The following is a 13,235-nucleotide window of genomic DNA, read 5'->3' as shown; positions in this document are numbered from 1 at the left end:
TTAATAACCATGAACTATGAACCATCAACTATGAACAAAAACTATACTTCTTTATTCAAAAACGGATAACGGTAATCCTTTGGCGGATCGAATGTTTCTTTAATGGTACGAGGAGATACCCAGCGTAATAAATTGATCATCGAACCTGCTTTATCATTGGTGCCTGATCCTCTGGCACCGCCAAATGGCTGCTGACCTACTACTGCTCCGGTTGGTTTATCATTAACATAAAAGTTTCCGGCTGCGTTGCGTAAACGGTAAGTAGCTTTATCAATAGCATACCTGTCTTGTGATATGATTGATCCGGTTAATGCGTAGATAGATGTGGTGTCGATAATTTCCATAATCTCATCAAACTTATTATCGTCATAAACATATACCGAAAGCACCGGGCCGAATAATTCATCGCACATGGTAACATAATGCGGGTCGGTTACTTTTAACACGGTAGGCTCAATGAACCAGCCTTGTGATTTATCGTAACTGCCACCGGCAATAATTTCCACTGTTTTATCAGCCTTGGCAGCATCGATATATTTAGCCAGCTTATCAAACGAGCGTTCGTCAATTACAGCGTTCACAAAGTTCTCAAAGTCTTCAACCGGACCCATTTTTATAGAGGTAAGGTCGCGTTGTACTTTTTCTTTAACGGATGGCCATAATGAAGCCGGGATATATGCCCTTGATGCTGCAGAGCATTTTTGGCCCTGGTATTCAAAAGCACCACGGACCAATGCCGTAGCTACTACATCAGCATCGGCACTTGAATGTGCCAGTACAAAGTCTTTACCACCTGTTTCGCCAACAATGCGTGGGTAGGTTTTGTATTTGTGGATATTGGTGCCGATAGTTTTCCAGATGGTTTGGAACACCGCGGTTGATCCTGTAAAGTGGATGCCTGCAAAGTCAGGGTGACTGAATATAATTTCGCCGGCAAGCGGGCCATCTCCATAAATCATATTGATTACACCGGCAGGTAAGCCAGCCTCAATAAATATTTTCATTACCACGTTGGCGGCATAAATTTGCGTAGGAGCCGGTTTCCAAACTACCACGTTACCCATCATTGCTGCTGATGCAGGCAGGTTACCGGCAATAGCTGTAAAGTTGAATGGCGTAATGGCAAAAACAAAGCCCTCCAACGGACGATGTTCAACCCTGTTCCATATGCCTTTGCTCGATTGTGGCTGCTGTGCGTAGATCTCGGTCATGTAATGCACATTGAAGCGCAAAAAGTCAATAAACTCACAAGCTGCATCAATTTCGGCCTGGTAAGCATTTTTTGACTGACCCAGCATGGTAGCTGCATTAATTTCGGCACGGTACGGACCTGCTACTAATTCGGCAGCTTTTAAAAATATGGCGGCACGTTGTTCCCATGGCAGGCTTTCCCAATCGGCTTTGGTAGCCAGGGCTGCATCAATAGCAGCGGTTACGTGGCTCTTATCGCCATCGTGGTAGGTTGCCAGTAAATGTTTATGATCGTGCGGGGGGCGTATTTCCAGCTTTTTGCCGGTACGTACTTCCTTGCCGCCAATGTACATGGGTATGTCAATTTGTTGAGCGCGTGCGCTCTCTAAAGCAGCTTTAAGTGCTGCGCGTTCCACGCTGCGCGGGCCGTAGTTTAAAACAGGCTCGTTTTGCGGCACAGGAACATTAAAAAATCCTTTAAGCATATAGTTTGTAAGTTTCAGTTACCGGGCAAAGATAGGAATTGACGCGCAGATTTTTGATGTGCAAATACGCAGATTACCCGGCAGTGACCATTTAGGCCAAACCAATAGCTTAATAACAAAAAATGCCCCTTTTAGGAGGCATTTTATAGTGTATAATTATTTTCTATCGTTCTTTGGGTAACCTTCTTCGTCCAGGTCATCCCGGTCATCTTCAGGTGTATGGCTTAGTACGCGGTCTGTAGTATCCAGTTCAACTATTTCGCCGTGGTCAATATGCATTCCTAATTTGTCTACATCGGTTTCTAATGATTCATTCGGAATATATTCATCCGGCGCATCGTACGGGTTCGCTTCATCGTACGTTGAATTCATGTCTTCGCCGCTTTTTGCAGAAGTATTGTAAGGGTCGGGATGTACATAATCCGGATCATCACTTTTTACATCATACTCAAAGCTGTCATCGTCAGCATTATAATTCAGATCCTCTTTATCAATGGTTTCGCCCAGTTCATCTTTCAATGTCCTGTCCCTGTCTTCGTTTTCATCATCAAAACCAGGGTAAAATGTATCTTTGTTCATAGGATTTATTTTTATATCAAATATAACCTAAAAACCCTGCCAAATTACAGATACGCGTCACGAATTTTTGTGATCGGGATGCTTAATAAGGGATTTTTTTACTGTGAGAAGTTATCCCTCCGCCAATGGCAAACTTAACACCCAGTGAAATTTGTGAATAAGTATCATTGTGTGCCGGTGAGGTGGTAAATCCATCAAGGTCGCCAAAAGAGTAATTGTATTCATAAGCAAGGTCAATCTTCACGCTTGGCTCGTCATAACTGTTATATAGCTTAAACTCGTATCCAATTCTTAACGGAATAAACGGGGTACTACTGGAATTGTAACCACCGGTATAAAAATCGGGTATCTGGTAAGAATACCTGTTAATTTTTGTAATGTGATTGTGGATATAACCTACCCCTGCGGAGACGTATAGATTTTTAAAAACATTATTGAAAGTACTTCTGTCGTAATTCAAAAATTCTCCAAACTGAAGCTGACCCCTGAAAACGAAAGCATAAAAATCATTATTGGAGTACCTGCCGGTGGTTGTTTTTAATGAGTCGCCTTCGGTTAGTTTGCCTAACTGCACCTCAAAAACAAAATTTGTAAATGGAGATGGGTTATAACCTATGTTGAAATTAATGGCTTCAGTAGTTTTGGTAGTTTGTGCATCGCCTTTAAGAGTGTTAAAACTTACTGATGTACCTATATCATATTGGGAATAATTGTATCCGATTTGAGCTTTTGCCGAAAATGTAATTAGAAGAATGAACGCTGAAAGCAATAAGGCTTTGGTAGGTTTTTTAGTCATAATTTATCAATCTGTGCTCAGTATCAGGGGAGAAATACTGAGTTTGTTTTTTTATAAAAATAGCATTTAATACAAATAAAAGAAAGGTAAAGATGAAGATATTATGTTAGGCTCTGCTAGTGATTTTGTTAGCGTTACGCGGCATCCTGAAAAAACATTTAAAACTGACAATTCATTTACTCATTACTCATCAATCAATTTTATATATTTGGTGCCATTAAAAAAAACCAATAATATCAAAAGATGTCAAAAATTAAAGTATTAAATCCGGTAGTTGAACTGGATGGCGATGAAATGACCCGTATTATCTGGAAATTTATCAAGGATAAGCTTATAATCCCTTATTTGGATCTTGATATTAAGTATTATGATCTTGGTTTAGAGTATCGTGATGAAACAAATGACCAGGTAACTATAGATGCTGCAAATGCCATTAAACAATATGGTGTGGGTATTAAATGTGCTACCATTACTCCTGATGAAGAACGTGTAAAAGAATTTGGCCTTAAACAAATGTGGAAATCGCCAAATGGTACAATCCGTAATATTTTGGATGGTACTGTTTTCCGTGAACCAATTGTTATGGCTAACGTACCGCGTTTGGTACCTAACTGGACAGCGCCTATCTGTATTGGCCGTCATGCTTTTGGCGATCAATACCGTGCTACTGATTTTGTAACCAAAGGAAAAGGTAAACTGACTATTACTTTCACTCCGGAAGATGGTGGTGCCGAACAATCATTTGAAGTATTTAACTTTAAAGGTGATGGTGTAGCTTTAGCTATGTACAATACTGATGAATCTATCAGAGGTTTTGCACACTCATGCTTTAACCAGGCACTGATGAAAGGCTGGCCTTTATACTTATCAACCAAAAACACTATCCTTAAGAAATATGATGGTCGTTTTAAAGATATTTTTGAAGAGATTTATAGAAACGAGTACAAACAGAAATTTGACGCTGCCGGTATTACTTATGAGCACCGTTTAATTGACGACATGGTGGCTTCTGCTTTAAAATGGCATGGTAACTTTGTATGGGCTTGTAAAAATTATGATGGCGATGTACAATCAGATACGGTAGCGCAGGGCTTTGGTTCATTAGGTCTAATGACCTCAACTCTGGTTACACCAGACGGAACCGTTATGGAAGCTGAAGCTGCCCACGGTACTGTAACCCGTCACTACCGCGAGCATCAGGCTGGCAAACCAACATCAACTAACCCAATTGCATCTATTTTTGCATGGACACGTGGTTTGGAGTTCCGTGGTTTGTTAGATAACAACAAAGAACTGATTGACTTCTGCAAAACTTTAGAGCAAGTTTGTATTGAAACTGTTGAAAGTGGTAAAATGACCAAAGATTTGGCCATCACTATTAAACCAAAAGTTGAGCACGGCAAAGATTACTTATACACCGAAGAATTTTTAGCTGCTATTGATGAAAATCTGAAAGCTAAATTGGGTAAATAATCCAATAACGCTTCAAAATATTAAAAGTCCGTATAGTTTCTATGCGGACTTTTTGCGTTATTGTAATGGATGAGATTACGCTACAAAGCCAACAACTAATTTGGGTACACCAACTGCTACAGCGATTCCATAGGCAAGATCCAACCAAAAAAAGCTACCCAATGAACCCAGATAAATGAGCCCTATAATTGGGTATCCGATTATTTTTACTATTAACGGCGTATCAGATTCTTTAATAGTTTGCCATATGGCTTTGCCATCACCAACGCTTGGGAAAGCATGCATCGCAATTGATACACCCAAATAAATAAGCAAATAATCGACTGGGGTAGCATTGTCAAATTGAAATACCGGTATCGAGGCCGGGAATGCAATAAATGCACCAATTATAGTATTTACGAAAAAGGGGCCTACGCTAATTAGCATGGCGTGCCATTTGTTTGATACAGTTTCATGTAGAACATAGCCGGCAGGATTGCCCGTTTTTAAATAAACAACTTTAAAAACCGGGACATTAAACCATCTGCAGAAAAGCTGATGAGCAAGTTCATGAACTATTACGCCAGGAAAGGTCAATATTGACATTAAAACTCCGGGGATGAAAAACATATTTTATAATAAGATTTAGTTTTGGAATTTAATTTTATTGGAAATAATGTCCTTTACATAAGTTATGTAAGGTGCATTTGTTGAATCTTTTTTAACGGAATCTAATATAGCATCACGTTGTTTAAAATCCTTGTTAAAATGATAAGCTAATGCAAGTGTCGCCAGGTTATATGGCATATCAGCATCAAGTTGATAACATTGTTTTGCCAATAACAAACCCTCTTTATTTTTACCAACTTTTAAAAAGGTGCGTGCTTTTGAAGATAGGGCATAAGTGGATTGATGATTAATTAAAAGGACCTGGTCACAATAATAGATTGATGAGTCGGGTTGATTGAGCTCACGCTTTATCATTGTCTTTAAATAAAGTGCAGGTATGTAACTACGATCAATGGCTATTGCTTTTGATAAAAGCGTGTCAGCATTTTGATACTTGTCATTATTGTCCGAATAAGAAGAAGCAAGAGCTACGATTGTATAAATATCCATCGGATTCTTTTTTATATAGGTGCGATAGGCAGAATCTGGGATTACCAAGTTTTTATATTTTTTGAATGATGTTTTGAAAGTATCTGACGGGAAATATTCATTTGTTTGGGTTATTACATTGTTTAACTCATTGTACAAGGCAGTATCTTCAATTTCTTTGCCTTGAAGCTTATCAGATGCTTCTAAAACAGTCTTGAAATCTCCATTATGAAATGCAGCAATTGTTAAATGCGAAAGGATTTCTATAGCATGTGGAGCATTGTTTTGCGCTTTTTTTAACTCATTTTGTGCAGTAATATAATCGTGGCTTTTTTCTGCTTTTTCTGCCCGAGATAGTGCAATAGCTGCGCTTAAATTCCCGGGAAGCCAGATGAATGAAATGATCATTACAAGGGCTATTCCAGCTCCAAATAGTTTAACCCATAAAGGGATTGGAAATTTTATAAGTTGTTGACGACAATCAGCACAGAGTTTATTTGGATATCCGGCTAATATTTGAGGGCTTCCGCATTTAATACAGGCTATTTGTTCAGAGGTGTTTTCTGTTTCAGTGATTAGGTTATTATCCACAGTAAAATATTAATTAGGTATCGGAAAAATACTAATTTTTGCTTTGTTTTTTAATTATTTATGAAACTTTCTTCTAATTATGGTTTTGTGTTTTATCATTAATTTTTTTACTGATAACTTAGCGGCTCAAATATTCGCAACATGTCATCACTATATCCATTAAAATTCAAAACCATTTACAAAGACAAAATTTGGGGTGGACAAAAAATTAAAACCTACCTGCATAAAGATTTTGGCTCATTACCCAACTGCGGCGAAACATGGGAAATATCAGGTGTAAAATCAGATGTTTCTGTAGTGGCTGATGGTGCACTTGCAGGTGAATCGCTGGCTGACTTGCTGGAGAAATACCAGGATGAATTGGTAGGCAAAAAAGTATATGATCATTTTGGTAATATTTTTCCATTGCTGATAAAGTTTATTGATGCTAATGAAGATCTTTCTATACAGGTACATCCTGATGATGAACTGGCTAAAAAACGCCATAATTCATTCGGTAAAACTGAAATGTGGTATGTAATTGAGGCCGATCCAGGGTCAACGCTGATTGCCGGTTTCAATAAAGAATTAACGCAACAGGAATATTTAAATAAATTCAACAGCGGTCATTTAACTGATGTACTGAATAAGGAAGATGTGAAGGCAGGTGATGTATTCTTTTTACCTGCCGGAAGGGTGCACACTATAGGTAAGGGCTTATTAATAGCTGAAATTCAGCAAACCTCAGATATTACCTATCGTATTTACGATTTTGATAGGGTTGATGACAAAGGCAATAAACGCGAGCTGCACACCGAAGAAGCTTTAGCTGCAATTGACTATAAACATTACTCGGAATATAAAACCCAATATCAGCCCGAAAAAGATAAAGCAGTACACCTTGTAAGCTGCCCGTACTTTACCACTAACCTGCTTGATTTTACTCACGGCACAACAAAAGACTATTCATCACTGGATTCATTTGTGATTTATGTATGTGTGGAAGGTGAGTTTACCGTTAAACACAATAATGATGCTTACCCGGTAAAAATGGGTGATTGTATCCTGTTACCAAAAAGCATTAACAAAGTTGAACTGGAAACTACTAAAGGATTTAAAATTTTAGAAAGTTATATTGAGTAGCTGAACAGTTTGCAGTTTTTAGTTCGCAGCTCTGTTATTTTTCTAAAGCCAGCTGAAAACTGCAAACTAAACTAACCTGATTGTAAACTTAGTACCTATATTAACAGTACTATCCACTTTTATAAAGCCTCCAAGGGCTTCTATCTGGTTACGGGTAATAAATAGACCTATACCTTTTGCATCAGAGTTTTGATGGAAGGTTTTATACATGCCAAATACTTTATCGCCATACCTGGCCATATCAATCCCGATACCGTTATCTTCAAAGGTCATATAAATATGATCATGATCTTTAATGGTACGGCAAGTGATAATGACTTGCCTGTCCATATGACGGTACTTTAAGGAGTTGGTCAGCAAGTTTTGCATTATACTTTCCAGGTATGCCGGTATGTAATTTATAACCGGGCACTTGCTGAAATCGTATTCAATTTTAGCGTCGGTATTTTCAATATTGCTTTGCAGCGCCAGCATTACATTCTTAAATGCCTCTTCGAATGATACTGTCTTTCTTTCCTGCTCCACATCGGTCTGAATCTTAACAATTTCGTTAAGGTGTTCAATAGTAGTGCTTAAGCTGTTACTTATTGATTTAATGTGCGAAAATACTTCTGCACGGTCATCAACAGATTCGCTTTCCTCATGGAGGTTTACCATAAACTGCAAATTCCCGGTATGCGAACGCAGGTTGTGCGATACGATGTAGGCAAAATTTTGCAAACGTTTATTTTGTTCGTTTAGCAGGTTAATAGAAGCCTGCAATGCCAAACTTTTCCTTTTAATGCCATCAATATCCTGTAAAATGCCTCTTAGCTTAATGCATTTACCGTAATCATCAATAATAGGGATTCCCTTTGCTTTAACCCATATTACATTGTTTTTTGCCGATCTGAACAGCAATTCAAGGTCATAAGGTTTGCAGTACTTAATTGCCTTATCAATAGCATCAGCAAGTAGTGCACGATATTGAGGCTCAAAAAAGCTTATGGCTTCTTCTATGCTTAGTTTTACTTTATCATTGAGCTCGTAAATATCAAAAGCTTCTTTTGATAGCCACAAAGTCATCAATGGCACATCAATTTCAAAGCCGCTGATACGGGCAATGGCACCGGTTTCATTAAACAGTAAATTGTTTTGTGCCGAATGTAATCGCAGTAGCTTGGCCTGGTTTACATTAATGAGCGAGCCTGTAAATTTCGGCCCATCGCCATTTTCCCATTTTTGAGTAGTGCTTTCAAACCATTGGTAACCTTGTGATTTGGTTAATAGCCTTATTTGAACAATATTGGTTTGTTCGGCGCCGCGTGCGTGTATAGAATCTAAAAATACTGGTTTATCGTGGTGGTAAAGCAGGTGGTCTAAAAAGAAATTATAGGAACACTCTATTTCTCCGGGCATATAACCCAGTATGGTATAAAAACCAGCAGACCATTTAACATCTCTTGTGTTGATGTTAAACTCCCAAATACCCGCATTTATATGATCAATTATTTGAGCAAGATGGGATGCGTCATCAGAATAAAAGTTATTCCCGCCGACAATACTCATGTTAAGAATTGATTCATAGTTAGTTTAACCAAAAGCTTCCCGGTGGTATAGAAAAATCTATGCCAAAAATATAAAATCGAAACACTTTGGGGTGGTTTAATACGGATTATGTTGAAAATAGTTCCCATTGAATCGAAATTTTTTTAAAACATCATCAATAATTAAATTAAATTAAAAAATTTAATTTATCCGATAAAAAAAAGCACGGTTTGTTTAGTTTCATAAATGCTTTGGTCCAGATGGTGCAAATATGGCTTTTTAAATTGCAAATAATATATAATCAAACAGTTTACTGTAAAATTTATTGAAAAAAATACCTATAAAATGGGCTAAATACCCCATGTTTATCATGAGCCGAAAAATAAAAAATCACACAATTAGTAATAACGGGACTTTTTGGAGTTTTAATATATGGGGTTATTTTTAATGTCTCCACAATTTGAGGATTGAAATACCCGGTAATTTAAGGGTATTTATTGTTGAACTGTAGCCTTTTTAGATTGATATAATAGTGTTTTGATACAATAAGTGCCCGGAAAAAGCACATAAAAAAACCGGGCCTTAGCCCGGTTAAATTAAGTATTAAGTAAAATCAATGCTGACAAAAACGTCAGAAATATTACAAATTTCCTCTTGATTCCTGTTCTCTTTCAATGGCTTCGAATAGTGCCTTGAAATTACCGGCGCCAAAAGATTTAGCACCTTTACGTTGAATAATTTCAAAAAACAAAGTCGGCCTGTCTTCAACGGGTTTGGTGAAAATTTGCAGCAAGTAGCCTTCATCATCACGGTCAACCAATATACCCAACTTTTTCAGCGGTCCGAGGTCTTCATCAATATGGCCAACGCGGTCAATCAAATCATCATAATAGGTTGTTGGGACTGTTAAAAATTCAATGCCTCGCTTTTGCAGTTCGGTTACTGTTTTAACAATATCATGGGTAGCTAATGCCAAATGCTGTACACCTTCGCCTTCGTAAAATTCAAGATATTCTTCAATTTGTGATTTCTTTTTCCCTTCCGCCGGTTCATTTATAGGAAATTTAACAAAACCATTGCCGTTACTCATTACTTTACTCATCAGGGCAGAGTATTCGGTAGAGATCATTTTATCGTCGAAAGTGAGGATGTTTCTGAAGCCCATAATATCCTCGTAAAAGTTTACCCATTGGTTCATTTTGTGCCACCCTACATTGCCAACACAATGATCAATATACTGCAGACCGGTATCTGTTGGGTGATAGTGCGATTCCATCGGTTTGTAACCAGGTAAAAACGATCCGCTATAGTTTTTTCGTTCCACAAAAAGGTGAACCGTTTCCCCATACAGTTTTATGCCGCTCATACGTACTTCACCTTGCCCGTCAGTTAATGTTTGTGGCTCCATATAAGGCTGTGCACCACGCTGGGTAGTTTGTTTAAAAGCATCATAAGCATCATTTACAGAAAGTGCCAGAATTTTTACGCCATCGCCATGTTTCTTAATATGCTCAGCAATTGGGTGACCAGATGTTAATGGGGTTGTTAACATCAGTCGTATTTTGCCCTGTTGTAATACGTATGATGCCTTGTCGCGTATGCCGGTTTCCGGGCCCGCATAGGCCATATCCTGAAAGCCAAAGGCTGTTTTATAATAATAGGCCGCCTGCTTGGCATTGCCTACATAAAACTCAACATAATCAGTGCCGTTCAGCGGTAAAAAATCTGCTGTTTGGGTTGGTTTATCTATGGTTAATGTTTCCATTTTAGTTTTTTCTTGTGATGTTTTGATGTTAAAAACTGGAATGTGCTATTACATCCAGCTTTTGTAATAGTTTTCGTCTTCAATTTTAATGGCATCCTCTGTAAGCATCAGCGGACGGAAAGGATCAATCATTACGGCCAGTTCATCTGTTGATTCTTTGCCGATTGATTTTTCAACCGCGCCGGGATGCGGGCCATGCGGAATGCCGCCTGGATGCAGGGTAATTTGTCCTTTTACAACGCTTTTACGGCTCATAAAGTCGCCATCAACATAATACAGTAGTTCATCACTATCTACATTGCTATGATTATAAGGAGCGGGAATAGACAAGGGATGATAATCAAACTTGCGCGGTACAAATGAGCAGATCACAAAATTATGTCCCTCAAATGTTTGATGCACCGGCGGCGGCTGATGCAAGCGGCCGGTTATCGGCTCAAAATCATGAATAGAAAATGCCCAGGGATAATGGAAGCCATCCCAGCCAATAAAATCAAAAGGATGGGTACCATAGATGTATGGATAGATTAATCCCTGCTTTTTGATCAGAATCTTAAAATCGCCTTTTTCATCGTGGGTTTCCAAATCGGTAGGCCTTTTAATATCCCGTTCGCAATAGGGCGATTGTTCCGTGATCTGCCCGTATGCATTGGTATAACGCTTAGGGATGCGGATAGGGCTAAAGCTCTCCACAATAAACAAACGGTTATCGGGGGTATCAAATTCCATTTGATAAATAGTGCCTCGCGGGATAACCAGGTAATCGCCATATACAAATTTGATATTGCCATAGCCTGTTTTAAGTGTCCCGCTTCCCTGATGTATAAACACCACCTCGTCCGCCTGGCTATTTTTATAGAAATAGTCGGTCATGGATTTGCGCGGGGCAGCCAGTGAAATATGCAGATCGCTGTTAACCAGTACCGGTTTTCGGCTTTTCAGGTAATCATCTTCCGGTTCAATTTTAAAACCTATAAGGCTGGTATGCTTCAGATGCTTTTCACGGGCAATCTTTGGCTCAACCGAATAAGGCTCACCCAATTCTTTTACCAGGGTTGGAGGATAAGCATGATATACTAGTGAATAAAGGCTCGAAAAACCTTCGGTTGATACCAGCTCTTCGGCATATAAAGTACCATCGGGCTTACGGAACTGCGTATGCCGCTTAGGCGGAATAGCTCCTAATGTATGATAAACAGGCATGGCTTGTTAATTGGTTAATTAAGAAACGTTTAAAGCGTTGTAATAGTTTGAAAGAAGTTTGGCTGCAATGTTTAAGAATGCAACCGCTGCCTAAACTAAATTAGTATTGCGCCAATACGATTTTAGCGAGCACAGCATCCCTGAAAGATGAAGCATCACTCATTGAAGTGAGACCCAGGGAAAAAAGAAAATGCATTTGTATGCTCATAATTTGGTATTACAAAGCTATAGCATTAATAGTTAAGATGCAAGGGGTGGGTGAGTGGTTTATTAGGTTGATTAAGTTGAATTGGAGAATAGTTGATTAGGTTGATTAAGTGAGTAGTTAACCAAACTAAAAAAGTTTAGTGCTTTAAACTAAATCAACCACTCACCCAATCAACTTAATAAACTAATTCATTAGCTTTGAATAACCAACCGATAAGCCAATGAAATTAGTATCCTATAAAACCGAAGATATAGAACATTTGGGCGTTTTTATAAATGGCCACATTTATAACCTCAATTCATGCGACAAGTTGATCCCCGATAATATGAATGAGTTTTTATGGGGTGGCGATGAGTTGATGGAACGCGCCCAGCGGGTTAATAAGGATATTTCTTCGGGGAAATTAGAGGCTAAGGAAGAGTTATTTTTTGAGATGATGGCGCCTGTACCGCACCCAACTTCGTGCCGGGATGCATATGCTTTCAGGCAGCATGTAGAAACTGCGAGGCGAAATCGCGGAGCAGCCATGATACCCGAGTTTGATCAGTACCCAATATTTTATTTTACCAATCATAACGCCATACAGGGTATTGGAGATATTGAGTGTATGCCCGATCATTTTGAAAAACTTGATTTTGAGCTGGAGATTGCCATTGTACTGAATAAAAAAGCGCGCAATATCAAAGCTGCCGAAGCGGACAGTTTGATTGCCGGTTTTATGATTATGAACGATATGAGTGCCCGCACTTTGCAAATGGAAGAAATGCTGCTGAACCTTGGCCCGGCAAAAGGCAAGGACTTTTGTACGGTGATAGGCCCCTGGTTGGTGACACCTGATGAATTGGAACCTTATAAGATAAGCCCTAAAGCGGGGCATACCGGCAACGCGTACAATTTGGAAATGATATGCGCTGTAAATGGCAAGCAGGTATCAAAAGGGAATATGGCTGATATGGAATGGACCTTTGCTGAAATTATTGAACGTTGTGCCTACGGCTGTGATGTATTGCCCGGCGATGTAATAGGTTCGGGTACAGTTGGAACCGGATGTTTTTTGGAACTGAATGGCACCGGCTTATTAAACGATCCCAATTATAAAACCCAGTGGCTGCAGCCCGGTGATTTGGTCGAAATGGAAGTAACCGGATTGGGTGTTTTGGGAAATGTTATTGAGAAAGCCGATAGCGATTTTTCGATTCTGAAACTGAAAAAGTAATC

General features: G+C 38.9%; 11 protein-coding genes. 3 read left to right on the top strand and 8 right to left on the bottom strand.

From position 1 onward, the window contains the following. Positions 1–41: 41 nt before the first annotated feature. The 3 genes from pruA to JN11_RS06405 all read right to left on the bottom strand — a co-directional run bounded on the left by pruA (position 42) and on the right by JN11_RS06405 (position 3,051). The gene (pruA, locus tag JN11_RS06415; protein ID WP_144910853.1) at positions 42–1,676 is read right to left on the bottom strand and encodes an L-glutamate gamma-semialdehyde dehydrogenase; all 1,635 of its coding nucleotides are present in this window, start codon (positions 1,674–1,676) and stop codon (positions 42–44) included. Between the two features lie 156 nt (positions 1,677–1,832). After that, positions 1,833–2,255 (bottom strand): hypothetical protein, encoded by a 423-nt coding sequence (locus tag JN11_RS06410; RefSeq protein WP_144910851.1) that lies wholly within the window; start codon positions 2,253–2,255, stop codon positions 1,833–1,835. An 82-nt stretch (positions 2,256–2,337) separates the two neighbouring features. Then, entirely contained in the window at positions 2,338–3,051 is a 714-nt protein-coding gene (locus tag JN11_RS06405; RefSeq protein ID WP_144910849.1) for a hypothetical protein, read from the bottom strand. Positions 3,052–3,294: 243 nt separating this feature from the next. Here JN11_RS06405 and JN11_RS06400 point away from each other — a divergent pair, with 243 nt between their 5' ends. Then, complete coding sequence (locus JN11_RS06400; protein ID WP_144910847.1) at positions 3,295–4,524, top strand: NADP-dependent isocitrate dehydrogenase; 1,230 nt, start codon at positions 3,295–3,297, stop codon at positions 4,522–4,524. A gap of 75 nt (positions 4,525–4,599) precedes the next feature. Here the strand turns inward: JN11_RS06400 and JN11_RS06395 are convergent, their stop codons facing one another. Continuing rightward, complete coding sequence (locus JN11_RS06395; protein ID WP_144910845.1) at positions 4,600–5,133, bottom strand: DUF3267 domain-containing protein; 534 nt, start codon at positions 5,131–5,133, stop codon at positions 4,600–4,602. A gap of 15 nt (positions 5,134–5,148) precedes the next feature. Further along, a complete protein-coding gene (locus JN11_RS06390; protein ID WP_144910843.1) occupies positions 5,149–6,192 on the bottom strand; it encodes a tetratricopeptide repeat protein in 1,044 nt (347 codons plus the stop codon). A gap of 141 nt (positions 6,193–6,333) precedes the next feature. Here JN11_RS06390 and JN11_RS06385 point away from each other — a divergent pair, with 141 nt between their 5' ends. Continuing rightward, positions 6,334–7,314 (top strand): type I phosphomannose isomerase catalytic subunit, encoded by a 981-nt coding sequence (locus tag JN11_RS06385; RefSeq protein WP_144910841.1) that lies wholly within the window; start codon positions 6,334–6,336, stop codon positions 7,312–7,314. A gap of 66 nt (positions 7,315–7,380) precedes the next feature. Here JN11_RS06385 and JN11_RS06380 read toward each other — a convergent pair whose 3' ends face one another. From JN11_RS06380 to JN11_RS06370, 3 genes are all read right to left on the bottom strand, one after another. Continuing rightward, a complete protein-coding gene (locus JN11_RS06380; RefSeq protein WP_144910839.1) occupies positions 7,381–8,862 on the bottom strand; it encodes a PAS domain-containing sensor histidine kinase in 1,482 nt (493 codons plus the stop codon). A gap of 619 nt (positions 8,863–9,481) precedes the next feature. Continuing rightward, a complete protein-coding gene (gene hppD / locus JN11_RS06375; protein ID WP_144910837.1) occupies positions 9,482–10,606 on the bottom strand; it encodes a 4-hydroxyphenylpyruvate dioxygenase in 1,125 nt (374 codons plus the stop codon). Positions 10,607–10,654: 48 nt separating this feature from the next. Next, a complete protein-coding gene (locus JN11_RS06370) occupies positions 10,655–11,809 on the bottom strand; it encodes a homogentisate 1,2-dioxygenase (protein ID WP_144910835.1) in 1,155 nt (384 codons plus the stop codon). Positions 11,810–12,237: 428 nt separating this feature from the next. Between JN11_RS06370 and JN11_RS06365 the strand changes: the two genes are divergently transcribed. Then, the gene (locus JN11_RS06365; protein WP_144910833.1) at positions 12,238–13,233 is read left to right on the top strand and encodes a fumarylacetoacetate hydrolase family protein; all 996 of its coding nucleotides are present in this window, start codon (positions 12,238–12,240) and stop codon (positions 13,231–13,233) included. Positions 13,234–13,235: the final 2 nt, after the last annotated feature.

Source organism: Mucilaginibacter frigoritolerans, assembly GCF_007830615.1.
In the GTDB taxonomy this organism is placed as follows: Bacteria; Bacteroidota; Bacteroidia; order Sphingobacteriales; family Sphingobacteriaceae; genus Mucilaginibacter; species Mucilaginibacter frigoritolerans.
Note: the sequence above shows the minus strand (reverse complement) of the source record. Positions and strands in the feature narration are given on the sequence as shown.